A 26,188-nucleotide genomic window follows, 5' to 3' on the forward strand; every position below is an offset into this window, starting at 1 on the left:
ACCTCTTTCATTAAGTACTATTTTGTATAGTATTCCTATTTAAGGTTAAAGTTGATTCATTAGGTATTAAAAAAGTCTACTTTTCCTCCTATCTGTAATTTATTTTCAAGTTCTATATGAAAAACTAGAGATAAAGGTATTAGAATAGAATTCTTAACCATTTATTAACAGTAAGAGTATATCTTTTTACATCGCAATATCGTAATATTGCGATATGGGAATTACAAAAATAGAAGGTTTCGATCCTACCATTACGAATATGGCAGAAATTTTAAAAGCTTTAGGTCATCCTGCCCGTTTGTCTATTATCAAATACTTGGCAAATAAAAAGGAATGTGTGAACAGTGTATTAGTAGATGAGCTTCCTTTAGCACAATCAACTATTTCGCGTCACTTATCAGAATTAAAAAAAGTTGGTCTTATTAAAGGGACTATTGTAGGGAATAGTGTGAACTACTGTATTGATGAATCAATATGGCAAGAAGTAAACACCTACTTCCAAGATATATTAACAGGATTACAAAACAACAACTGTTGCTAATTAATAAAAAGATGAATACAACATTATCAAATTATATTGAAGAGGCCAAGCAAGAATTTGACCTAATTTCTGAAGAAAGGAAAGCTGCATTAGAAGTCATTTCTACTTTTGTTTCCCAAAAATTAGCTCAAGATGGATTAGCTAACATTATTCTAATCTGTACACATAATTCGAGAAGAAGTCATCTTTCTCAAGTTTGGGCTCAAATTGCTGCGTACCATTATGGTTTCAATAATGTTTTTGCTTATTCTGGAGGTACAGAAGCTACTGCAATGTTCCCTTCTGCTGCGAATGCATTAACTAGAGCTGGTTTAGAAATATCTAAATTATCCGAAAGTTCAAACCCTGTTTATGCTATAAAATTTGATGAAGATCAACCTGCAATAATTGGTTTTTCTAAAACATACGATAACCCTTTTAACCCTCAGAATGGGTTTGGTGCAATCATGACATGTAATCATGCAGATATAAATTGTCCTGTAATTATTGGTGCAGAACGTATTTCGTTACCATTTGAAGATCCTAAAGCATTTGATGGTACTCCAGAGCAAGAAGCAAAATACGATGAAAGATGCCGTCAGATTGCTAGAGAATTACTTTATGCCTTTTCAAAAATATAATTATTAAACCGAATCATGAATAAATCTATTGAAGCGGATCCATTATGTCCGCAAAAGCAACCTAAAAAATTATCCTTTTTAGATAGTTATTTAACACTATGGATATTTTTTGCAATGGCAATTGGTGTAGGGATAGGTTACTTCTTTCCTTCTGGAGCTAATGCTATTAATAATATGTCTATTGGTACAACAAATATTCCTTTAGCTATTGGGTTAATATTAATGATGTACCCTCCTTTAGCTAAAGTAAAATATGAAGAACTGGGAAAAGTATTTACAAACGTAAAAGTACTTTCAGTTTCATTAGTATTGAATTGGATTATTGGACCAATTTTGATGTTTGCACTAGCATTAATCTTTTTACATGATTATCCAGAATATATGACTGGCTTAATCTTAATTGGTTTAGCACGTTGTATTGCAATGGTAGTTGTATGGAATGACCTTGCTGAAGGTAGCTCTGAATATGCCGCAGGTTTGATTGCTTTAAATAGTATTTTCCAAGTGTTATTTTACAGTGTATATGCTTATGTATTTATTACTATACTTCCTCCTTTATTTGGGTACGATGGTTTAGAAGTAAACATTACAATGTCTCAAATTGCCGAAAGTGTATTTATATATTTGGGTATTCCTTTTATTGCAGGTTTTTTGAGTCGTAAGATCTTAGTAAAAGCAAAAGGTAAAGAGTGGTATGATACTAAATTTGTTCCTGCTATCTCTCCTATTACTTTAATTGCTCTATTATCTACAATTGTATTAATGTTCTCTTTAAAAGGGCAAATGATTGTTGAAATACCTATGGACGTTGTTAGAATTGCAATTCCTCTAGTTATCTATTTTGTAATTATGTTTGTGTTGAGCTTCTTATTAGCAAGATACTTTGGGGCAGATTACGAAAAAGATGTAGCAATAGCTTTTACGGCAACAGGTAACAATTTTGAATTGGCTATTGCAGTTGCTATTGGTGTATTTGGTATCAATTCTGGCCAAGCATTTACAGGAGTTATAGGACCTTTAGTTGAGGTTCCTGCATTGATTGCTCTTGTAAATTTAGCCTTCTGGTTTAGAAAAAAATATTATACAAAATAAATCAAAGGTTAGGCAGCTACACTTAAGTTGCCTAACTTTTTAATATAACTTTGTGAGATAACTATCAATTGATTTGATATAACAGAATTTCTTCTTCGTATCATCAATATAGAATGACACTTCCAAGTTTTTCTTCAAGCCTTTAATTCCTTTCTTAGAAACTTTTTTAAAGGTGCGGTTCTTGAAAGTTATTTCTCCTGACCGAGCTACTGATTCTTTAATTAGTTCTTCGGTAAGTGCTGGTGATTCTCCTACTTTATGTTGTACAATTATAAATTTAGTATTGTACACATACGTATCTTCCTCTTCAAACGACATTCCTTCGTATTTTAATTGTATAAAGAAGAAAGTGTATTTAGGATAATGAAGAACAGCAATATTTTGTGTTTCATCAAAATCAATATTGATATTTCCGGGTTCTCGACCAGACCAGTAACCCCAATCTCCAATGGTACTACCACTCCATTCTGCTACTTTCATCCTATCAAAAGTAACTGTTGATTGGGCAAACAGCGGAATTGAAAAGATGAGTGTAAAACAAAGGAGTAATGTGGAATTCGCTAAGCGAAGCATCTCTTTTTATTGTTTAGTTTTAAAATCAGTTCTCCGAGTAAAATAATTGATTTATTTGGTGAACTACACATAAAGATATATCATGAAGTTCAACGATACAAAATTCTTATTCTTTACTGGTAAAGGTGGCGTAGGTAAAACGTCTTTATCTAGTGCTGTTGCTGTACAATTAGCAGATGCGGGAAATAAAGTATTATTAATAAGTACTGATCCTGCCTCTAACTTATCTGATGTTTTGGCTACAGATGTAAGTGATGTTATAAAGAAACACACTATTTTACCTCAATTATCAACAATAAATATTGATCCTGAACATGCTGGTGAAGCTTATAAAGAAAGAGCCGTTTCTTCTTTAGGCATGCTTGCAACACCAACTTATAAAAATAAAGTAAGAGAACAGTTATCTGGTGCTTGTACTGTAGAAATTGCCTCTTTTGATGAATTTACGCGCTTTATTTCTGGTGAAGCAAGTTATGATGCGTACGATCATGTAGTGTTTGATACTGCTCCAACAGGGCATACTTTACGGCTGTTAGAATTACCAGAAGCTTGGAGTTCTTTTTTAGACCATAACGAGGGAGCTTCTTGTATTGGTCCATCAACTGCATTAAAAAGTAATCATTTACGTTATAAAAATGTGGTTGATACTTTAAGAGATTCAAAACAAACAACTTTCTTCTTAGTGACTAGACCAGATGCAGCATCTTTAAAAGAAGCTGACCGAACAAGTGAAGAACTTTTTGAGTTAGGAATGGATAATCAGAAGTTATTAATCAATGGTATTTTTACTGCTGTGAACACTAATGATGAAATTGCAATGATGATATCGGGTAAATCAAAAGCTGCGATTGAAAAACTGCCTAAGCATTTAACTCAACTTGAAAAAGAAGATTTCCCATTATTACCTTATAATATTTTAGGATTAGAAAAGCTTCGTTCTGTCTTTTCATCAGCAAAACAAACTGAAATTTTATCAGAAGAAAAAGCAGAAATAAACCAAGGACATCAATTAAATAATTTAACCTCTTTGGTAGATGAGTTTTCTAAAGATGGAAAGGGGCTAATTATGACAATGGGAAAAGGTGGTGTTGGTAAAACAATGTCCGCTTCTGCTATTGCAGTCATGTTAGCAGAAAGAGGTCATAAAGTTACTTTAACTACTACTGATCCTGCTGCACATTTATCTGATTATATAAACCAGTTGGATAAAATTCCGGAAACTTTAACAGTAGAACGTATTGACCCTAGGGTAGAAAAACAACGTTATATTGATAAAGTAATGGTGCATAGAGGTGCTGGAAAAACAGAAGAGCAAAAGAAATTAATTTTAGAAGATTTAAATTCTCCTTGTACTGAAGAAGTCGCCGTTTTCCATGCTTTTTCTAAAGTAACAAGAGCGGCAAAAAGACAATTTGTAGTAATTGATACTGCTCCTACTGGACATACTTTATTATTGTTAGACACTACTGGAAGTTACCATAAAGAAGTAATGAAACATGATAAAGGAGATACAGGAAAATTAACTACTCCTTTTATGATGATTCAGGATCCAAAGGTAACCAAAGTTGTAATTGTAACGCTTGCTGAAACGACTCCTATTAGAGAGGCAGAGAGTTTACAAGATGATCTAAAAAGGGCTGGCATTACTCCTTATGCTTGGGTTGTAAACCAGGATTTATCTTTAACAGGTGCTATAAAAGACCCTATTTTGAAACAAAGAGCGGCACATCAAAATAGTTTAATTGATACTTTAGATGGTAAGGTAAGTGATAGAATTGTTACAATTCCTTATTTAATAGAAAATCAAATATTACCCTCAATTATAGAAACAACTCAAGAAGTATAATATATATGCACAAGTAGAATTCTCTGCTTGTGCTTTTTAATTTCCAATTATGAGAATTGCTATTTTTTCTGATATACATGCTAATTTACCTGCATTTGAAGCCTTTCAAAAGCATATTGCTACACAAAATGTAGATAAAATGTATTGCCTAGGTGATCTAGTAGGTTATAATATTTGGCCTAAAGAAATAATTAATTTTTTTATACAAAATGATATTCCTTGTGTACTAGGTAATCATGATGAAGCACAACGGTTTCTGGATAGAGAAGGTGAACATTCTAATAGAAGCATTACCAAAAGTTATCTTTCTAAAAAACACCTTGATTATCTACTAGCATTACCACGGAAAATTGAATTTACAGAACAGAATGCACGTTGTCTTTTAGTACATGGTAGTACAAAAGCCATTAATGATTACCTCGTGGAAGATTACCCAGAAAAAGAAGTAATTTCAATGATAACTGAAAATGATGCAGATATATTATTTTGTGGACACACACATAAACCTTATCATAGAATAATTACAGATAATGGTAACTATTTACATGTTGTAAATGTAGGTTCTATTGGGAAACCTAAAGATGGAAACTCACAAGGTTGTTATGCAATTTTGACGATAGATAATACTTACCGATCGGATAAATCAGATAGTTTGCAAATTGAGTTTAAACGTTTTGATTATGATATCAAAAAAGCGGCAGATGCAATTTTAAAGAGTGAATTTGAAGATAGATTTGCTGATTTATTGTTTCAAGCTAAATAATAAATCCTTCAACCCTAATAGATTAAAAACAGACATTATTTATTCAGTAAATGATGTCTGTTTTTTATCTCAAGAATACCTCAATTCTAAAATATTTTTGTCAAAAAAATACAATATTTAAAACGTTAACTTAAGGTTCTATAAAAGTATTGGATAAGGCGTTTAGAACTGTGAAATTGTATAAACTTAAGTAAAGCAAACAATTCACTAACATGTTATCCCTAATAAATAACGCCATAAAATGCTGTATTGTATTTTTTATGTGCATGCCACATTTACTGAATGCCCAACAGCAACATTCAAGAAAAAATATTCATGCCTGGCCATCTGCTGATGCTCCTAAAATTGATGGTATATTAGATGATCAGGTTTGGAGTGACCCTTATAATTTAAATGACTTAACTGCAGGTAGCACTACTGTACTTTTTGATAAAAATGAGGACAATAAATATATATCTGAAGGTTTTTTTATACAGAATTCTCCCAATAACAATACATTATCTTCTCAAAAAAGTAAAATTCAAGTAGCGTATGATAATTACGCAATCTATATAAGTGCACAGTTATACGATACAGCTCCCGATTCTATTAGAACAAATATGGGAGAAAGAGATTCTGGAGGTAATGGTGGAGACTTTTTTATTGCTTCTTTTGACACCTATAACACACAACAAGATGCATATGAATTTGTAGTAAGTGCATCTGGAGTTCAAAGTGATAGAATACAAGGAACTTCTGGTTGGGATGGTAATTGGAATGAGATATGGAGCAGTGCTGTAAAAGTAAATGAAGATGGTTGGGCTGTAGAAATGGCAATTCCATATAGAGCTTTAAGAATGCCTAATGGAAATGAACAAATATGGGGTTTAAACTTTGGAAGAGTAATTGCTCGGACAGGTGAAGTTACCTACTGGAACCCTATTGATGCCAATAAATCTGGCTATGTTAATCAGTTTGGTACACTTAGAGGATTATATGATTTAACTCCCCCACTCCGTTTATCTTTATCGCCTTATATTAGTAATGTAGCCATGAGTAAAGAAGGGTCAGGACAGGTAGCTAACACTTTTTCTGGAGGAGCTGATATTAAAGTTGGTTTAGGACAAAGTTTTACTTTAGATGTTAGTTTAGTACCTGATTTCTCACAAGTACAAGCTGATAATGAAGTGCTTAATCTATCTGCTTATGAAGTACAGTATGGTGAATTTCGTGATTTTTTCACTCAAGGAACAACTATTTTTAATAAACATGATCAGTTTTATTCAAGACGTATAGGACAGAACCACAATACTCCTTCTGATGATTTATTAGATGAAAATGAAAGCTATAGGTATAAACCTACAGATGCTCCAATTGTCAATAATACAAAGCTAACAGGTATAACAGAAAAGGGGTTAGGTGTTGGTATTCTAAATTCCATAACGAACGAAACATATGCAATTATTGAAGATAGTGTTACGGGCGAAAAACGTGAAGTAATGGCCGACCCTCTCACTAATTTTAATATGATTTCTATTGAACAAAGTTTACCAAATAACTCTAAAATTGGCGTTATGAACAATAACGTTTATAGAGGAGACGACTATAAGTCGTCTAATGTATCTTCTTTAGATATGCAGCTTTTTGATAGAACAAATACCTATAAAATAAATGCTTTCGGCTCTTTAAGTCAAGAATTTTTCCCTTCTGAAAATACAGAAGATTTAGCAACCTCTCCATATACTTTATTGGGTCATAAAATCTCTACTAGTGGTGGGAAAGTTAGTGGTAATTGGCGGTACTGGGGCTCATTAAATATAGAATCTGATACTTATAACCCTAATGACATGGGATACAATAGTTCTAATAATGAGATTTATGCAAGTACCGATGTTTCCTACCATGAATTTATTGCCACTAATTTTTATCAAAAATATTGGTTGAGAGTCGGGTATAATCAAAATTGGTTATACAGTACAAAAGACAATATCACAAAAAGAATTTGGGGCGATGGATATATACTTTTTAATAATTTTTGGAGTTTTAATTTTGATGTAGCTTATCAACCAGGGATATCTTATGATTACTTTGGACCAAGAGAAGATGGCTATTATTTTAAAGAATATGCGTCTAATAATGGTGGTATAACTTTAACATCTGATGACAGGCAAAAGTATTATGGTAGTCTGCGAATAAGTTATTGGAACAGACCAAAATACCAACAGATCGATAATTATATCAGTTACTCACAAACCTATAGAGCTACTGATAGGTTTGACCTCACCCACTCTATTTCTTGGAATAATCAAAGAGATGAAAAAGGCTACACCACAACATTATACGATACTAATGGAGGTGTAGACCAAGTAATTTATGGGAATCGAGATGTAAAAACCTTCGAAAATAACATCACTTCAAAATATTATTTCACCCCAAAAATGTCTTTAAAATTACGCTTAAGACATTATTGGAGAAGGGTAAATTATGATGCGTTTTATCAATTATCTAAAGATGGAGATTTGTTTCCAACAGACTATACTGATATGGATGAGAATGGTAACCCAACTCAAAATACCAATTATAATACATTCGACCTTGAGATGTCTTATAGTTGGGAATTCTTACCCGGTAGTTTTCTTACTGCAATGTGGCGTAATGAATTAGGGTCATCTAGTTATAATGCAACTTATAATTTTTCTCAAAATATGCAAGAAATGTGGACTGAACCACAATTGAATACAGTATCAATACGCTTAACCTATTTCTTAGATTATCAACAGTTAAAAAAACAATTGAGTAGCATCTAATCGACTATTCCATTAAATAATTGTGATAAAGTATGGATCTCCTCCTCATTCTTTAAAGGTTCTTCTTCTGCATCTAAAAAATGAGAAATTGTGTGTCCAGAAACAGCATTCTCTAACTCTTCGTATCCTTGGTATACTAATGCCGATGTTCTACCACCATTACAACTATATGATAAGGCATAAAGACCATCATCTAATTCTTCAATAGTATGTATTGTAACGGTACGGTTTTCTAATTTCGCCTCTATTGGTTCATTGGCGTATAGAAATTGTGTACAAGCAAATAAAATTGCTGTTATTAATAGATTTTTCATGTAAGTAGATAAAATGTAGTTAAGTATTACTATCAATTTATAATAACATGAAAGAGAAAATATCACTATTTCTAAAAGAAGATTATCACGAACTTAAGTATAGTTTAGGAATTTTATTCGTGATAATCTTTAAACTGAGCAATTAGGACGCTATGCTCTACTTAGCACATTAAGGTTATTAATGTTACTTTCTTTGTGACCGGAAGTTCTTAAAACACTCTTTGCTTTGTTAATAATTACTTGGTTAGTATCCGTTGACTTACAGATTACCGAGATCGTTCCAGAATACTTACGTTCCACTGTGTACTTTACTTTTGCTATCATTTTAATTAAATTTTAGTTATAAATGCAATACAATAAAAAATTATTGTACTGAAAGGTTATTCTGAAAAAGCGAAACTAATTATTATGTTGAAATTGGAGACTTTTAGTGTAATGTAAACAAGAGAAATTACTATTTCATTCCTGTAATTTTAAGTAATAATAAAGTTTTCCAATAGTCGTAGCTTTCGATTATGTCACAAATTTAAATCAATTGTTTTATTTTTTTGATGAGTAGAATACCCGTCTAGTAGTTATTTTTGTTATTGGTTTTAATTGAAAAAATTATATATTATAAATTGATAATCAGAATATTACGGATATTTTTAATTTATATTCACGCGTTACCATTACTTATCATATGATAAACTAAAGTTACTACACAATATAAATCACTATCGATAGCTTAAAACATGATTTAAGAAGGTTAAAAAACTAATTATTGGCTTTGTTAATCAATAAAAAAGTTAAGATATCATGTAAATGTCAACCTTTTAGGTGTTTTATGCGACTATATATATAGTGATCAAATTAATTAATAGAATTAGCTAAATTATATGAAGAAAATAATACAATTTATTTTACTTATTAGTACGTTTTGGAGTATTACTTCTTGTAATCAGCACGATGTAAATAATGCCTCTTTTACAGAGATAAAAGACATGTATGCAAGTGTTACTAATTCAAATCAACAATCTCATTTACTGGAAGTTGTTGCAGATATACAGTATTTAGAAATGGGTTATATAAAGGTAGATATCCATCCATTACAGTTATCTTCTATGGAAAATAAACAATGGAGAGCATCTTATATTTATGATAAATTTGAAGAAGGTACATTCCATGCACAATATAGTATTCCTGAATATGCAAAAGGAGAATATCAAATAGTATTAAACCTCGTAGAAAAAGAAAATGGTAAAGCCATCAAGAAAATAGATACTTATATTGATTAAATAGGTTCAACACACTAGAATCGTGTACCGTCATAAGAAACGATGTTACATACCATTAAATAGTTAACATACTTTTACTAAAAAAAGTGTCTGTTACATATTTATCAACGTATTAATACATATAGCTTTATTATTCATATAACCTATTTACCAGCTAATAGGTAATTCATTTAAAAATAAACTTATATGAAGAAGATTGTAAATATTATTGACGAGGTTATTAATCCGGTGACAATAGTGGCGTTTATGGCAGTACTTGTTATAATTGAAAGGTCGCTTTAAAATATAAAATATTCAAACAGGAGGTAGATTAATTTCTATCTCCTTTTTTATTGAAAAAATATTTATTAATCAACTAACATGCTTATTATTAGGAGATAAATTTATGTTTCTGTATATTCCGTAATACTTAAATAAGTACAACTAATTATTCAACTAAAAACTCACACCAATGAGACAAGTGAAAAATCACACAAAGGATATAAGAATGTCCTCTTCTTTAAATGAAGTAGAAGAAACAAAAGTAGAAGCTACTACTGAAACCAACACAGAAAAAAAGAAAAAAACTGAAAAGGCTAAAAAATAGTCTTTGATGCAAAAAATTAAGAGGTCATTTCATAAAATTATTTTTATTGAAATGACCTCTTTGTTTTTATATCAATTATTAGATTTATTTACTCTTCTTTCAACACTTTAATTAAAGATTCAGGATCTTCCTCTTGTGGAAAATGACCTATATTTTCTAACTTAATAATCTCTGGGTTTTTCCAGTTTTCGATCCAATAATTTAATTCTTGTTCCCTAAAAGCTCTATCTTTCATACCCCAAATAATTACGGTCTGAATATTATCTATTTTTTCTTTTTGCTTCCATAAACTATCCAACCAATCACTAGCTTCTATTATTTGTTTTGGGAAAGTGTAACACCCTTTTCTATCTTGAGGTGTTTCCATGTGTTTATAAAAATGTTTATGGATATTTTTAGGTAAGCTTTTTTTATCACCTAAAACTCCTTTAAGTACCACTTTTCCGAAGAAATTGAAGTTTTTGGTCATAAATTTACCAAAGCCTCCCCCCATAAATTTACTAAATTGTTGATAGTGTTCTTCATTCTCAACAGACCACATCCAAGAATTCATTATTACAATTTTCTTAATTTTTTCTGGGTGTTTTAAAGCATAAGATAAACCGATAGGTCCGCCCCAATCATTAACAACTAAAGTAATATTTTTAAGGTCTAAACTTTCTAGTAAAGTATCTAAATTTTGAGCATGTTCATTAGGTAAATAATCCCACTCATACGGTTTATCTGATAAACCAAAACCTATATGATCTGGCACAATACATCTATTTGTTTTAGACATTTGCTTTACAATATTTCTGAATTCAAAAGACCAACCAGGGTTACCGTGTACCATAACAATCGGGTCTCCTTCTCCTTCATCTAAATAATGCATATTTCCCATAGGTAATTCTATATAATTACTTTTAAAAGGGTATTCTTTTCTATCTAACCACTTCTTTGTATCTGATTGAGCTAAATTCATAGTATTGAAATTTAATATGAGTGAAATAATTAATAAAATAGTCTTTGTCATAATTTAGTTTAGAGAGGAGTTATTAAATTTTTCTTGATAATTTTAATCCAGATTTAGCATTTAATACTATTAATCTAAGATTACAAAGTCCAAAAATAAACTCCGCTCCTTGAGCATATAAAAAGACAGAATCGATAGTTAAATAATGAGAACGATAGTATAAAAATATAGCTAATGAAATTAATATAACGCCATTTATCGTAACGTAATTCATTCTTTTTACTTTCTTAAGTACAATTTTATTCTTAGAATTACCCGCAAGCTTTTTCCCTGTAATTGCCAACGATGGCATAGCAATAATAAGTAATGGCAGGCATTTAACAACACCTTCTTTTACAATTTTAATTACTTCTAGATCATCATTAATTTCTGCCCATAATGAAACAGAAAAAAATGAACTTATAGTAAGTACAGCTATAATTGTTGCTAAAATATGAATCTTTAAGATATTTTTCCTTGTCATGAGATTGAGTTTATGTTATTGATAATCACAAACTTCGGAAAAGTATCTATTTTAAAATTGTAAGAATCGGAAATCAGCTATCTTTTTCTGAATTTCTTTAGGAGAATAACCAGTTATAGATTTTACTGAGTTTGTAAAATGTGCCTGATCAGAATAATTTTGTGCATAAGTTATTGTTGTTAAAGACTCCTCTTTATTTCCCATTTGGTGTACAGACTGTTGCAATTTTAATAGGTTAACATACTCCTTTGGAGAACAACCTACATTCTTATAAAAGTGATTTCTAAGCGTTCTTTCAGATACACCAATTTTTAAAGCTACTTTTGAAATTTCAATATTTCCTTTATGTTTTTCTATAAGTTCAATTGCATTGATTATTGTACTCAAATCTTTATCTAATAAGGTTTCTAAAAAGATATTTTCCACTTCATCAAACATCTCATTGGGAGAGTTACACTTATCAATTTTATCTTTAAAGGATATAGCAGTTTCTTTAAATAAATCTTTCGTATTTATAAGCCATGGAAGGTTAGATATGTTTTCATCAGTTAAGAAAGCCAATGCATAAGGTCTAACATGAGCTCCTATCATTTTCACTCTCTCGGTAAGTGGTTTAACTGATATTTTGTTCACAGAAATTTTAGAAATAACCATATCTTTCTCAATAGATTTATCTAAAGAATTATTGGTTACTAAAACCCGATTTTCAAAAAAATAGCCAAAGGTTATCCGAGGAAATGGTAAGATATACTCCTCTTTAAATGCCAATTCTTTTACAGGAATATCTACATAAAAGTAATAATCAACTATACTCTGGAGAACAGTATCTGTTGGTTTATGAATAATAAAAGAATTTTTCAAATGTGTTAATGGGTTATGCTAAACCAATAATGGTTTTATTAAATAGATTCTACTGATGAATGTAGAACTAAGATAAAATAATAATCTTAACTAATCAAGAAGTTAAATATGTGATAGTCTTATTTAAAATGCTTCTCCAAAGCCTATATACACTCCCGTTTCTCCTCGGTTATTTACCCCCAAGTCTAAACGTATATTTGATTTATCTTTCTTATTAAGGTTAAATCGTAAGCCTGCTCCTCCTGCTACAAGTACATTAGAATAAGTAGATAAATCGTTAACATCATTGGCTATAACAGATCCCGAAGCAAAAACCACTGTACCTAAACGCCAAAATAAGTCGGTTCTATACTCTGTTTGTACTTGTAATGCATGGTTATCTCTGTATTGCCCCGATATATATCCTCTACCTATTTGTCGCCCTCCTACCATGGCTAATTTTTGTATTGGAGGGTCTCCTATTGTAAAGTTTGTTTTTACTTGAAACGCAAGAATATTGTAATCAGCAGCTAAGGGAATGTAGCGTCTATAATCTACTACTACAGACATAAAATTATAATCACTACCATATTTATTGGAATATGACATGATAGAAGATTCAAAGTAATGTTTTTTTGTAGGTGTTACTCTACTGTCTCTTTCATCATTTACATATAAACCACCAAAACCAACTAGTTGATAAGGTGTAAAACCGTTAGGAGTAGTTCCTTCAATTGGTTCTCCTGTTACAGTAAACTCATCATTTTTTTCGTACGTTGCTTGTAAACCTAAATAGTTATTGTTACCCAAATTATACAATGCTTTCTGAAAAATATAAGTAGATTTAAAATTTATATTATTCTGTAACGTGTTATTTCCACTATTACCTATTCCATAGAAATAGTCATAAATATAATCTCTTGAAATAGCACCTTCTAAATAAAATTTATTGTTACGGGTATAGATATTATACCTCATATCACCATAAAATTCGCCATCTAAATTAAAAGCTAACCATAGATGAGCATAAGAAGATCGTAACTGTTCGTCTGTTTTATCTACTTTAAACTGATATACTCCAGCTACGCCTAGAATACTTCCGTTTTCTGGAGAATGTGTAAATGTTGGTGTAGGAATAAAGTTATTACGATAGCAATACGTAGAATCGCTCTGCCCTATTGCATGTTCAGAAAAAAACAAGGCAACAAAAAGCAGTATTAAATAATATTTTATCAATGAATCTTAAGTCTATTTAATTTAATGTCGCGGATAGAAAATTAGTCATTTTCTTCAATCCATTTTTTTAAAGTATGCTTATTTGGGAAAGATTGACCATCTCTTACGGCCATTTTAAGATTATTCATCTCTATCCAAATTTTTAATTTAGGGTTCAATTTATACTTTTTTACAGCTAGTTGAATGGTATTTTTAGTTAAACCAAGTTCAGAAAGGCGTAATTCTATTTTTTTAACTTTAGAATCAAAGTCATTGGCTGTATTTTCAGTGTCAGGAGTAGGTTTGTTATTAAATAAATCTTGCTGCCCAATTGTAGATGTCACTACCTCAGCTTCTTCAATATCATCTAAGATACTTTCTTTCTGCTGATTTAATAATTCTTTGATCGTTGCCTGAATAATTACATCAGATAAATTCATGGCACGCATAGAAGCCACTTTGGCTGCATTTTCTGGTGTTAAACCGTCTGCATTAGTCACTTCTAGGTCAGTACGTTTAGGGAGTACTTTCTTTTTATGAAAATAGAAAATAATGTGGGTGTACTTACGCCCTCTTTCTCTAATGGGTTCATAAGACAAGTGAATATCAGTTGTTTTATCTATTCCTTTAACGGCTGGTTCTAGCACAGAATTTTTAAATGTATTAAAAACATTGTAAGACTTCTTTGTACTAACCCCTAAAACGCTCTTCAGTTCGTTCAATTCAACTTTACGTCTTTCATACTTACCAACACCTCCAGTAATGAAATCATACAAGCGTACAGCGTGTGGTGACCTCATATCTTTTAGGTTACTATACAAGTATTGCGTATAGTTAGATGACGGCCCTAAATATTGTTTAAATGTTCTGTTGAATTTAAATGATACTCTTGTTTTGTTGATTTCAATTGTATCAAATAACGTGATGTATTTTCTATTAAAATCTTTAGAATCATAATCATTATCTGTAATTCCACTACCATCTTTAATTTTAGAAGAAGATAATTCATCACATGCCTGATCAATGTTCTTGATATCTTTTCCACCTGGATTTCTACCTAAAAAGTCTGCAACACGAAACTCCAAAACTTTATCCTCTTCTTGCTCTTTGTGTGTAAAGGCAAATAGCAAAAGCTTTTGAGCTGTTAAACTTAATGTTGTTTTTTGGTGAGCGCGTACTAAGTTATTATGACGCTTCACCCATACTTTAGTTAAAATATTGTCCATAAGGCTAATATCAAGATCTACTACTAGTAGAAATAATTAGTTACTAGTAGTTAGACCATATATTTTCAATTTAATACTCTTTTTATTACTGTAATTAACTCAATGAGTTATAATTACGGGTATAAGTCCACACATATATACGGACTTGCTTTAGTATTTACAAGAAAATCAATGTAAAATATTGGACTTCAACTTGTATTTACGTTTTATTATGGTCTACTCACTAGCATTAAGAATGTAAATTCCTTGTATTTATAATTTAAAGGCATCAAAAACTGTGATAATTAGAAAAATTGAAGCAAAAGTTTTAAAGGCAAGTAGTTTACACAACAAAATGGTCATTAAAGCTTCTTTTTATTGAAATAATATGGTCTAAACACTAGTATTAGCAATATATATCTTGAAAATACTCTAATCATTATTAATTTTTATGGTTAAACTACTAGTATTAAGAATAAGTACTTGTATTAATAACTATGATTTTGATTCGAGTAATGTACATTATCGTGTTAAACCATTCCAGGTACTCTATATTTAATATCAAAAGTTAATTTAATCTACTACTATTTAACCAACATTTCTTCAATATGGTCTATTCACTATACTTTTGAGTAAACTCCTATAGTTAAATGCAACCTACTCGTATAAAAAGGTCTAAGTACTAGTAGTAATAGAGTAGAATACTTGTATTAATATGGTCTAAATACTATGCTTATTAGTTGTAAAACACAGTATTACAGATAGTTACAAACACTATAAATAATAAGTATATATAAATACTATATAAGCAGTATATCTATTTTACTATTAATTCCTTTTCTTTATTCTTAAATATTCTACTTAAGATATGGTCTAAACACTAGTATTAAGAGTAAACTCCTATACTTTAGTCATTTTCAATAGATATAAAGAAGATATTTTTAAGTTTTACATGTAAACTCCTTGTATTAATGTGGTCTAACTACTAGTATATAGACTTTATATAACTGAAAATCAGTGATTAACATTAATATGATCAAATTTATTTTTTATGAAAAATGGTAACTTTATAATTTAAATCGTATTAAGTACGGTCTATTTACTATACTTTTGAGTAAACTCCTATAGTTAAATGCAACCTACTTGTATAAAAAGGTCTATGTACTAGTAACAATGAAGTTGAGTACTTGTATTAATATGGTCTAATCACTATACTTAACAGCTGTAATTAGCAGTTTAACAGATAGTTACAAGCACCATAAATAATAAGTATATATAAATACTATATAAGCAGTGTATCTATTTTACTTTAAAATTTTTTGATTTTAATGCATTACCTTAATCAATATATGGTCTATCTACTATCTTTAAGAGTAAACTACTAGTAGTTAATCAAAATAGAACCTATTATTAAAATTATAGGAGTAGACTACTGGTATTTTATGGTCTATTTACTATGATTTACCTTATAGTATCAATAACTAAAATTATTGGAGGATAGTTTTTAATATTGATTTGGATTTTTTAAAATTTTATTGATACTATAAATATGGTCTATCCACTATACTTTGAGTAAAGTACTTGTATTAGTCTAAATTAATTCATGTTTCTATATTAATTAGGCAATCTACTTGCATTATTAATTATATACGGTCAATCTACTATGGTTTAACTCTTCTTATAGATTTATTGATTTTACTACTTAGTACATTTTTTGTATGATTGAGGTCATTAAAAGGTAAAAAATTAACTATGATTGTGTATTTAATAGCTAAATAGTGAAAATAAGAACTATATTATTTTGTGTTTTTGAAATATTATCTTTTCTTTGTTATTAAATAAATACATAGAATTATAACATGACACAAAAAGACATACTCGATTTTTTAAGAGAAAATGAAATGTTGAAAGTTTCTGTAGTTGAAAAAAAAGCAGGAATACCGACAAGATCTCTTTATAAAGCACTAAATGGTGAGCAAAATTTAAAACCAGAGTACATTGAAAAGTTAATACAAGTACTTACCCCACTAGGGTTAAAATTAAAAGATAAGTTTAAAGTTATCTCTATTATTAATAACAAGGGTGGAGTTGCAAAAACTACAACTGCATGTAACCTTGGTGCCGGATTATCTAGATTAGGTAAAAAAGTACTTTTAATAGATGCTGATCCTCAAGGTAATTTAACACAACACTTAGGGTATAAAGATGCACAATTTTTTGAAGGCAAGGAGTTGTCCGATATTATTGAAGGTAAATGCGATGTGAATGATTCAATTTTACAATATCAGGAGAACTTACATATTATACCTTCTACTACCAATCTTGATTTTACAAATAAAACATTAAATAGAAATTCTGGACCATCGTCTTATAAATTAGTAAGAAGAAATGTAATTGATAAGTTAGAGAATGAATATGATTATATCTTTTTCGATTTATCACCTTCTTTTGCGTTAATTTCTAACGATGCCTGTTTAATTGCTTCTAATAGAGCATTAATACCAGTAGATGCTTCTGAATTTGCTTTTAGAGGAATTAATAATGTTTTAAGTCATATTAATGATTATAAAGAAGAAAATCCTAATTTAGAAGTATTGGGTTTCTTATTTACTAAAACAGGTAGAACTAAAGACATGAATAAGTATAAAGAAGCTTTACGTTCTACTAATTATAGAGTTTTTGATACAGAAATAGCTGTACGTGATATGGCTTATAATAAAGGTCCATTATTTGGCAAAGACATTTTTACTCTTTTTGAAGATGAATCTTTAAAGAAACAAGAGAAAGATGGTATTAAAAAGGCAATGGATGAGCATGTTAGTTTGGCAAAAGAAATTATAGAGTATGTCTAATGGAATAAACATTGGAGATTTTTTACCGGATAACAATAAATCTTCAAAATTAATTGGTTCAAAAAAAGAAGAAATGTCTTCTGATAAAATTCATGTTTTAGATGAGTTAAAAAGATGGATAAGACCTTTAACGGAATCTGAAAGAACAAATCTTAAAAATAGTATTGAAAGCGAAGGAGTTCGTGATCCTTTAACTTTTTTCTTTATCGATAATGGTCAGAAAGTCTTATTAGACGGACATAACCGTTATGAAATATGTGAGGAATTAGGTGGAGCTGATTATGGTTATGAATTTGAAGAAGTAATTGTTGATATTGATAATATCGATGATGCTAAACTTTGGATGATTAAAAACCAAGTTGGAAAACGAAATCTTTCTAAAAGAGAAATGTCTTTTTATAGAGGACATCATTACCTTACTAATAAAGGAAAGCAGGGAAATAAAACTGGAGATGGTAAGCTTTATGATCAATTAGCTAAAGATTATGGAGTAGGAAAAAGTACTATTATCCGCGATGCTAGAATTGCTGAAATTTTAGATCATGTTAGTGATGCGTTTAAACATTCTTATTTTGATGGTGAAATATCTGTTACTCAAGCAAAATTTGAAGATGCTTTAAAAGCACTTGCATCAGAAAGTTTGAACCCATCAGATTTAGAAGATTTCCTAAGAGGAATAGAACCTTTACATCCTTCTACTTCGAAAACTACTACAAGGGCTGTAAATAATACGCCAAAGCCTTTTACTTTTAATAAAGTGAATAAAACAATTAGAACACTAATTGACGCTCCTTTAGAAAAAGAATTGGGTAAAGTAGAAAAGTTATCGATGGAAGAATCGGTTAAAGAACTTATAGAAAAATATAAATTAGATATTCTATAACCTAAGAAGGTAAGGATTTTTAATTTGAAATTTATGTTGATAAGCAACAGATCAACATCTAGAAAAAGAAAATGGGTAGTCATCTCTGGCTACCCAATAACAAATCTCATTTAGCATTTACTGCTAGTTATTGTAGATAGGCGCATCTCACCTCAACTATCTACATTTGTTTCAATCCAAATATAATTAAAATAATGAAACCCTTAAAAATTATCGATTACTCGCTAATAGCAGTATCGATGCTTTATAGTACGTATGTAACTTTTTTATTTTTCAGTTTACATTCGTCTCTCCTTTTAGCAGGATGTATTTCAATTTTCATTGTCTTTTTGGCTCATCATTATACATATCAATTGATAGAGTATTTCAAAAAAACGGGTCGTATTAATCAATATATAGTCTTATCAATCACATTAATCAGTATAGTTTTTTATGCTGAATGGAACGGTCAGTTGGTACACGCAAAAAATATTTCTGGTATACCAACGACTGAAGTTTTAGATAAACAAATAAACTCTGTCCAAGAAACTATCAACTTATCGGCAAAGCATACTAATAAGGGGAAAACAAATTGGGCTAAATATCAAACGTTTTTAGATTCTCAAAAGCAACTAAAAGCTTTAGAAGTAAAAAGAAATCAACTTTTATTAGCTATCGAAACAAAAACTAAAGAAGCAGAAATAACAGCAAATAGTTTTAGATTGTTTTCTCTAATTCTTTTCTTATTGGCTTTTGTAGCTACATCAGTTAACCATGCAAGTGGATTAGCAAAAGAACATTTATTGGAAAAAGTTGATGATAAAAGAAATAAAATAATTTCTTTAATTAGAGACGGTGAAGTAAATAATGTAAAAATGTTGGTTGATTATTTTAATATCCCTCCAGATGAGGCTTTTCTTTTATATCAAAAATTTAGTCCAGATAAGAGTATAGGGTTTTAAAAATGATCGACATATAGTGTAAGGTACCAATTTGATACCTTTGTTTTTATTAATGTATAACAAAATAAATAGCTATTTTAGTCTAGTGAAATAAAGAAGTATTTTATTTTACTAATATCCTGAAAGAAGAGATCTAATTATCTAAGGTACCAAATTGGTACCTTTACTTTTTTAAGCAAAAAAATGTAGACTGGTTGTATAAGAAATACGTTAATTTACAGATCAAAAACACAAGGTTAAGCATCTGCTTAATATAGGTTAATAGTGCTAATATCAAGAAAATATAGTATGTCTATACCCTCCTATTCTTTATTTTTACAAAATAGAAAACCATGATTTAATTCCCAATCAAAGCTGAATGTTAAGATGAAAGATGATAAAACAGAAACCATAAAATATAGTAAAGCCTTAGTAAGTACCTTAGAACAAAAATTAAAAGTAGGAAATTTAAGAGCTATACACTTAAATACCGTTCCTGGAAATTCACGCAGTAGATTAGATATTGCACAATTAAACTCATTACAGAATAATCTATCAGGAGCTTTTATTGAAGAGTTAACAACTAAACAGCAATTTGATTTTAACATTGGCTCTAGTTACCAACATTTAGAAGAAGATGAAATTGAGCGTGAACTTCTAAATGAAAAAGTTTTTAGAAAGCTTAAAAATATCCATATAGATTATAAAACAGATTATCAAGATCATGGGGTAAATAGCTTAGGTTTTGGGTACCCAATGTTGGTATTTAGAAACCCAAAAGTAAATAAACAGGTTATCTGTGCTCCTCTATTTATTTGGCGGGTTGATTTAAATAAAGACCCACAAAGTTTATCGAATTGGCAAATAACTAAAAATGAAGAACACGCTGTATTAATTAATGCACAATTAAGGTCGTTTATAGAATCTGAATTTGATGGTTTAAAACTTCCTCCTATTTCAGAAGAAATGCTTGCCGATGGTATAATTGATAAAGATGAAATACTAGAAGTAGTCAATACCACCCTCTCTATTTTAGGAACAACACAACTAGATACTATCGGTAAATTAACAACATTATCAGATAAGAAGACGCTAGATAAAATTACAGAAAAAGGTAAGCCATGGATTTCCTGGAGTGGTGTCTTAGGAATATACAAAGCACAAAGGGAAAGCATTATTTCAGATTTAAAAGAAGTCCAAGATAACTACGAAGAGTTTGATATGGATTATCAAGGGATGACCTATCAGAAATATACCACCTCTTCTATTACCGTAGATCCAAGTCAGGAACGCCTGATTCATCTTTTAGGTACAGAGAAAAAGCTAATTATTCAAGGACCTCCAGGTACAGGAAAAAGTCAGTCGTTAACCGCAATACTTACAAATGCTTTAGAGAATAATGCAAAGTGCTTAGTAGTTTGTGAAAAGAAAACAGCGCTTGAAGTACTAAAATCAAATTTATCTAAATTAGGATTAGGACATTTATGTGCTGTTATAGATGATGTAAATAAAGATCGAAAATATATAGTAGATGTAATTAGAGAAATTGTAGATGGTAAAACAGATGTAGCTTCTACCACCGTTAATACTACTAATTATAAATCGATTCGAAATAAATACGAAAAAGTAAAAGAGAATTTACGTACAAAATATAAGAATGCTACAATAAACGTTTTAGGAGATTATACTTGGAAAGATGCTGTTGCCGAGACTTTGACAAACTATTCAGATTCAGACCGTGCAATAGTTCAGAAAATGGGTGTAAAAAACGAGCTCTATTTTACAGAACAGGAATTTGAAGAGTTGACTACTTTTATAGAAGATGCTGAATATTTATATAAAAAAGTAGCTGATTTAGATGGACCGATAACACAGCTAGATAAAAGTCTTTTTGCACAAAAATATACGCAAGCAGCTCGTCTAAAAATAATTTCTTTTATAGAAGAAATGAACAAGACGATAAATAGTTTGGAGAAGAGTTTTGATGAAGCAGAACAAAAATACGAAGTAGACTTTTATGAAAAAGGAGTTTCGAATAATTGGTTAATCTATTTGAAATCAATTTTTAGTAGTAGATTAAAATTGATGAGAATAACGACAAAAGAATTACAATCACAAATGTTTTCTTTTGCTTCAGAATTTGATCAAATTATTGAGAGTGATCAAAATGACTATTTATTTATACATTACGATTTAATAAGAGCCTATTTAAAAGAATGTAGTAATACAATTAATAGTTTAAATTTAAACATTGTAAATTATAAAGAATACCACGATTGGAAACACTTCAGATTATCAATAGAAAAAGAACACGCAAATAAATTAGTAGAAATATTAATTACTACAGAGGTACAAAATTGGAGTGCTACCTTTAAATATTGGTATTTTAATGCATTATTAATACATGTAGAGGGACAAATTGATGGAGAACAAAACCAAGACAATCAATTATTACATCAAATAGAAACACTTACAGAAGAAATTAAAAGAGAACAAGCCAAATTTATTATTCAGCAACATGGAGAGTACATTAAAAAGGCACTTTTAGGCAAAACAAAGCAGGAATTAAAACTCTTGTTTAATTATAGAAAGAACAAAGCACATGGTGCTAAAACATCGTTAAGAAAAATTTTAGCAAAGGAGTTTGACTTATTCACGGCATTTTTCCCAATTACTATGGTAAACCCTGTAGTATGTAGCTCTATTCTACCCATGCAAGCAGAGCTATATGATGTCGTAATTTTTGATGAAGCCTCACAGATGCGATTAGAAGATGCTTTTGCAGCTATGTTGAGAGGTAAACATAAGATAATTTCTGGAGATGTACATCAAATGCCTCCTTCAAGTTATTTTTCTAAAGGAGGAGATGTATTGTTAGAAGATGATGACGATAGTGATTCTTTATTGACTTTTGCTAAAAATTCAGCCTTTAAGTTTTCTTATTTAGATTTTCATTATAGATCTCAGCATCCCCATTTGATTGATTTTTCTAATGCAGCATTTTATGGGGCAAGATTAATTCCAATGCCCAATGTAGAAAACTATTCACCAATTACGCTACACCAAGTAGATGGTAACTATAAGGATAGATCTAACGCTGATGAGGCATCACATATACTAGAATATATTAAAACGTTAGAAGAAGATTTTAGAGGAAATTATCCCTCTGTAGGCGTAGCTACTTTTAATATGGAACAGAGAAATGTTATTTGGGATCATATATATAAAGAGTGCGAATACTCTGCATTGTTTAATAAAAAAATGCAACGCTTAACTACTGATGGTTTTTTTATTAAAAATTTAGAAAACATTCAAGGCGATGAAAGGGATATTATTTTACTATCAACTACTTTTGGAAAGAATAAAGAAGGAGTATTTAGACAGTTATTTGGGCAACTGAATAATGTAGAAAAAGGGTATAAATTACTTAATGTGATTGTTACTAGAGCCAAAAAAGAAATGCATGTATTTACCTCTTTCCCTAGCGAAGTATATAGTAGATACGCTCAAGAGATTGCAACATCGGGTAATAATGGTAAAGCTATCTTATACGCTTATATTGCTTACGCTAGAGCTTGTTCTAATGGGAGAGAAGAAGAAAGAATTCAAATTTTAGACACGCTAAAAGATCATGCTTCTGAAGGGATAAAGTCAGTAATCAAATCAGAAGATAAACACCTATTTGAGAGAGAGTTATATACGTTTATAACCTCCATATATCCGAAAAATCAAATTGAGGTAAATTATAAATTAGGCGGCTTTTATATCGATTTTGTATTAAAAGACACAAATGGAATACCTGTAATAGCTTTAGAGTGTGATGGAAAGCCTTATCATACTAGTAATGAGTCGTATAGGTATGATTTGCACCGTGAAGGAATTTTAGCACAACATGGTATTGTTACCTATAGAATTTGGTCAACAAATTGGTGGCAAGACGTAGAAGGAGAATTAAAAAAACTGACCCATTTTATTGCATCTAAACAAGAGCAGCTTACAACTGTATTGCCATAGTAAGAAGAGCATCCTCAGTTATTAAATCAGCTAATTTTTTAAGTGGGGGTGTTTTTTTGATTTGTATTGTACATAATAACGTACACTTTAAACTAACTTTTTAATTTATAGCTCTGAATTCATTAAATATCTTTAAATTGGGTCTTCAAGTATTTATCTATTACTATAACTACCTATGACTTTCAACTTTTTAAAAGGAAAGCTGACTTTACTTCTTTGCTTATTACACCTTTGCGTTTTTGCCAATTCTACAATTACAATTAAAACAGAAGAGGAGAGAGTAACTGATGTTTCTTCAAGTATTAGTGTTTTTTTAGATTCTACTAAGAATTTAGATTTTGAACAAGTACTACAGAATGTAATTTTTAAAGTAAATCAGCAAGAGATAATTAACCAAGGCTTTAACGAAGCTCCATTATGGTTACATTTTTCATTACATAATGAAAGCAGCTCATTACGAAACTTTATTCTAGAAATTGGCAACAGTAGTCTAGATGTTGTTGAGGTTTTTGAGATGAGAAACAATGAACTTATAAACTATCAATTGATAGGAGATAAGATACCATTTTTAGAAAGAAAAATACCTTTTAGAACTCATTTATACCCATTATCATTAGAGGATAATGAAACAAAAGAATTTTATTTAAAAATACAAACAGACGGTGCATTACAGGTTCCTTTAGCCATATCAACACCAACAAGTTTTTTTATTCAGCATTTAAGAACAGAAACAGCTTATGGTATTTATATAGGTATAATGTTGGTAATGATTATTTATAATTTACTGATATTTATGTCACTAAAAGACTTTAATTACCTGTATTATGCCTTTCCAATTATTGCAAATACAACGTTCTATTTGTCGTTAAGTGGGCATCATTTCCAATATTTATTTCCAAACTATCCCAATATTGCCAACAATGTTACGGTAATTTCTATCGGTGCATGGATATTAAGTTCTTCGTTTTATGCGAAGTCGTCATTGCAATCAGAAAAATATTCTAAGTCGGCCAATTACGCCCTTATTGCTACAATGGTTTTAGGTGGTATTGGTATAATTTTACCCTTTTTATCTTCTTACGGTTTTGCCGTTAGAGTAAATAGTAAGATGACATTGGTAAACTCTCTAGTAATGTTTGTAGCGGGCTTATTGATATGGAGAAATGGTAATAAATCTGCTCGTTTCTTTATTCTTGCATGGACTGCTTATTTGGTAGGAACGTTCATTTTTGCACTTATGAAATTCAATTTTATAGAGAAAAATGCTTTTACAACCAACGTATTAGCGTATGGCGGAATTATAGAAGTTATCTTCTTATCGTTGGCATTAAGTGATAAATACAAGATCTATAAAAAAGACAAAGAAACGGCACAAAAGGCACTTTTAGAACAACAATTAAAAGAGAATAGTGTACTCGAAGAGAAGGTAAAAGAACGTACAATAGAATTAGAAGAAAAGAGAGCAGAAATTGCTAGTGCATTCGATGAGATTAATTCTAAAAATACGGAGTTAGAAATGCAAAACGAAGAAATTGCGGCTCAGAGAGACATGGTGGAATCTCAGAAAGTAAAGTTAGAAGATAACAACCTGAAGATAACATCAAGTATTAACTATGCTGAACGTATTCAGATGGCCATGTTACCAACTTTAGAGAAAGTACGTGATCTATTTCCAGAATCATTTATCATCTTTAAACCAAAGGATATTGTATCTGGAGATTTCTTTTGGTGTGCTGAAGTTGATGGTAAGAAAATTGTTGCTGCAGTAGATTGTACAGGGCATGGTGTTCCCGGTGCGCTAATGTCTTTGGTAGGGAATAATTTATTAAATGATATCGTTAAGAAAACAAGAATTACATCTCCAGAAATCATTTTGCAAGCACTACATATCCAAATAAATAATACTCTTTATAATTCTGATAAGCAATTAAGAGACGGTATGGATATGAGTATTTTAGTTTATGATTCTAAAACGAATACGGTAGAGTTTTCTGGAGCAAGAAACCCATTGGTATATTGTACAGATGGTCAGATCAATTTAATTAAAGGAAATAGAAACTCGATAGGGTCTATTAAACCTCAAGTATCTTTTGATAAGCATACAATTAAGGTCGATAAATTGACCTCATTTTATATCTATTCAGATGGTTTTCAAGATCAGTTTGGAGGTACAAAAGATAGAAAATATGGCTCTAAACAATTTAGAGAAAAATTGGTAGATAATGCAGAAATGACAATGCCACTTCAGGAACAAATACTTACAAAAAGTCTTCAAGATTGGCTTACAAAAGAAGATGGTACTAAATACAGTCAGACAGATGATATACTAGTGATAGGACTAAGTTTATTACCACAAAAAATATAATATTTTAGAGGTCTTTTTGGC

The 26,188-nt window shown here is 30.3% G+C and carries 21 protein-coding genes; 13 read left to right on the top strand and 8 right to left on the bottom strand.

Going from position 1 to position 26,188, the window contains the following annotated elements; translation table 11 throughout:
• The first annotated feature begins 214 nt into the window (after positions 1-214).
• The 3 genes from EI427_RS17155 to arsB are packed head-to-tail and all read left to right on the top strand — an operon-like array spanning position 215 to position 2,253.
• Positions 215-541: an ArsR/SmtB family transcription factor gene (locus EI427_RS17155; RefSeq protein ID WP_126617039.1), complete on the top strand. Its 327-nt coding sequence runs from the start codon at positions 215-217 to the stop codon at positions 539-541.
• Between the two features lie 11 nt (positions 542-552).
• Positions 553-1,161 carry a low molecular weight phosphatase family protein gene (locus EI427_RS17160; protein WP_126617041.1) on the top strand — a complete coding sequence of 203 codons (609 nt, stop codon included), beginning with the start codon at positions 553-555 and terminating at the stop codon, positions 1,159-1,161.
• Positions 1,162-1,176: 15 nt separating this feature from the next.
• A complete protein-coding gene (gene arsB / locus EI427_RS17165; protein WP_126617043.1) occupies positions 1,177-2,253 on the top strand; it encodes an ACR3 family arsenite efflux transporter in 1,077 nt (358 codons plus the stop codon).
• 39 nt (positions 2,254-2,292) lie between these two features.
• Here the strand turns inward: arsB and EI427_RS17170 are convergent, their stop codons facing one another.
• Positions 2,293-2,826: a hypothetical protein gene (locus tag EI427_RS17170; protein WP_126617045.1), complete on the bottom strand. Its 534-nt coding sequence runs from the start codon at positions 2,824-2,826 to the stop codon at positions 2,293-2,295.
• 82 nt (positions 2,827-2,908) lie between these two features.
• Between EI427_RS17170 and arsA the strand changes: the two genes are divergently transcribed.
• From arsA to EI427_RS17185, 3 genes are all read left to right on the top strand, one after another.
• Positions 2,909-4,672 carry an arsenical pump-driving ATPase gene (gene arsA / locus EI427_RS17175; protein ID WP_126617047.1) on the top strand — a complete coding sequence of 588 codons (1,764 nt, stop codon included), beginning with the start codon at positions 2,909-2,911 and terminating at the stop codon, positions 4,670-4,672.
• Positions 4,673-4,721: 49 nt separating this feature from the next.
• On the top strand, positions 4,722-5,435 hold the full coding sequence (locus tag EI427_RS17180; RefSeq protein WP_126617049.1) for a metallophosphoesterase family protein: 714 nt from the start codon (positions 4,722-4,724) through the stop codon (positions 5,433-5,435).
• Between the two features lie 266 nt (positions 5,436-5,701).
• Positions 5,702-8,221 carry a DUF5916 domain-containing protein gene (locus EI427_RS17185; RefSeq protein WP_170178521.1) on the top strand — a complete coding sequence of 840 codons (2,520 nt, stop codon included), beginning with the start codon at positions 5,702-5,704 and terminating at the stop codon, positions 8,219-8,221.
• On the opposite strand, the gene EI427_RS17190 is transcribed toward EI427_RS17185, so the two are convergent.
• Both EI427_RS17190 and EI427_RS25930 read right to left on the bottom strand, forming a co-directional pair.
• Positions 8,218-8,535, bottom strand: coding sequence for a hypothetical protein (locus EI427_RS17190; protein ID WP_126617053.1), 318 nt, complete (start codon positions 8,533-8,535; stop codon positions 8,218-8,220). The two genes, EI427_RS17185 and EI427_RS17190, sit on opposite strands and share 4 nt — an antisense overlap.
• Before the next feature lie 150 nt (positions 8,536-8,685).
• A complete protein-coding gene (locus EI427_RS25930; protein WP_155523297.1) occupies positions 8,686-8,859 on the bottom strand; it encodes a hypothetical protein in 174 nt (57 codons plus the stop codon).
• A 554-nt stretch (positions 8,860-9,413) separates the two neighbouring features.
• On the opposite strand from EI427_RS25930, the gene EI427_RS17195 reads away from it, so the two are divergent.
• Both EI427_RS17195 and EI427_RS26350 read left to right on the top strand, forming a co-directional pair.
• A complete protein-coding gene (locus tag EI427_RS17195; RefSeq protein WP_126617055.1) occupies positions 9,414-9,812 on the top strand; it encodes a hypothetical protein in 399 nt (132 codons plus the stop codon).
• Positions 9,813-10,263: 451 nt separating this feature from the next.
• On the top strand, positions 10,264-10,398 hold the full coding sequence (locus tag EI427_RS26350; RefSeq protein WP_262708869.1) for a hypothetical protein: 135 nt from the start codon (positions 10,264-10,266) through the stop codon (positions 10,396-10,398).
• Positions 10,399-10,486: 88 nt separating this feature from the next.
• On the opposite strand, the gene EI427_RS17200 is transcribed toward EI427_RS26350, so the two are convergent.
• The 5 genes from EI427_RS17200 to EI427_RS17220 all read right to left on the bottom strand — a co-directional run bounded on the left by EI427_RS17200 (position 10,487) and on the right by EI427_RS17220 (position 15,154).
• Entirely contained in the window at positions 10,487-11,359 is an 873-nt protein-coding gene (locus EI427_RS17200) for an alpha/beta fold hydrolase (RefSeq protein ID WP_170178522.1), read from the bottom strand.
• A 73-nt stretch (positions 11,360-11,432) separates the two neighbouring features.
• The gene (locus EI427_RS17205) at positions 11,433-11,873 is read right to left on the bottom strand and encodes a hypothetical protein (protein ID WP_126617059.1); all 441 of its coding nucleotides are present in this window, start codon (positions 11,871-11,873) and stop codon (positions 11,433-11,435) included.
• Between the two features lie 51 nt (positions 11,874-11,924).
• Positions 11,925-12,734, bottom strand: a complete 810-nt coding sequence (locus EI427_RS17210) for a helix-turn-helix domain-containing protein (RefSeq protein ID WP_126617061.1) — start codon at positions 12,732-12,734, stop codon at positions 11,925-11,927.
• Between the two features lie 123 nt (positions 12,735-12,857).
• Positions 12,858-13,949 carry a BamA/TamA family outer membrane protein gene (locus EI427_RS17215; protein ID WP_126617063.1) on the bottom strand — a complete coding sequence of 364 codons (1,092 nt, stop codon included), beginning with the start codon at positions 13,947-13,949 and terminating at the stop codon, positions 12,858-12,860.
• 41 nt (positions 13,950-13,990) lie between these two features.
• Positions 13,991-15,154: a replication initiation protein gene (locus EI427_RS17220; RefSeq protein ID WP_126617065.1), complete on the bottom strand. Its 1,164-nt coding sequence runs from the start codon at positions 15,152-15,154 to the stop codon at positions 13,991-13,993.
• Positions 15,155-16,992: 1,838 nt separating this feature from the next.
• Between EI427_RS17220 and EI427_RS17225 the strand changes: the two genes are divergently transcribed.
• The 5 genes from EI427_RS17225 (at position 16,993) to EI427_RS17245 (ending at position 26,167) form a co-directional block, all read left to right on the top strand.
• The gene (locus EI427_RS17225) at positions 16,993-17,985 is read left to right on the top strand and encodes a ParA family protein (protein ID WP_126617067.1); all 993 of its coding nucleotides are present in this window, start codon (positions 16,993-16,995) and stop codon (positions 17,983-17,985) included.
• A complete protein-coding gene (locus EI427_RS17230) occupies positions 17,978-18,868 on the top strand; it encodes a ParB N-terminal domain-containing protein (RefSeq protein WP_126617069.1) in 891 nt (296 codons plus the stop codon). Before EI427_RS17225 ends, EI427_RS17230 begins: the two co-directional genes overlap by 8 nt.
• Before the next feature lie 194 nt (positions 18,869-19,062).
• The gene (locus EI427_RS17235) at positions 19,063-19,809 is read left to right on the top strand and encodes a hypothetical protein (RefSeq protein ID WP_126617071.1); all 747 of its coding nucleotides are present in this window, start codon (positions 19,063-19,065) and stop codon (positions 19,807-19,809) included.
• 366 nt (positions 19,810-20,175) lie between these two features.
• Complete coding sequence (locus tag EI427_RS17240) at positions 20,176-23,802, top strand: AAA domain-containing protein (protein ID WP_126617073.1); 3,627 nt, start codon at positions 20,176-20,178, stop codon at positions 23,800-23,802.
• 175 nt (positions 23,803-23,977) lie between these two features.
• Positions 23,978-26,167 (top strand): 7TM diverse intracellular signaling domain-containing protein, encoded by a 2,190-nt coding sequence (locus tag EI427_RS17245; protein WP_126617075.1) that lies wholly within the window; start codon positions 23,978-23,980, stop codon positions 26,165-26,167.
• The last annotated feature ends 21 nt before the right edge of the window (positions 26,168-26,188 follow it).

It is taken from the genome of Flammeovirga pectinis (assembly GCF_003970675.1).
Taxonomy (GTDB): domain Bacteria; phylum Bacteroidota; class Bacteroidia; order Cytophagales; family Flammeovirgaceae; genus Flammeovirga; species Flammeovirga pectinis.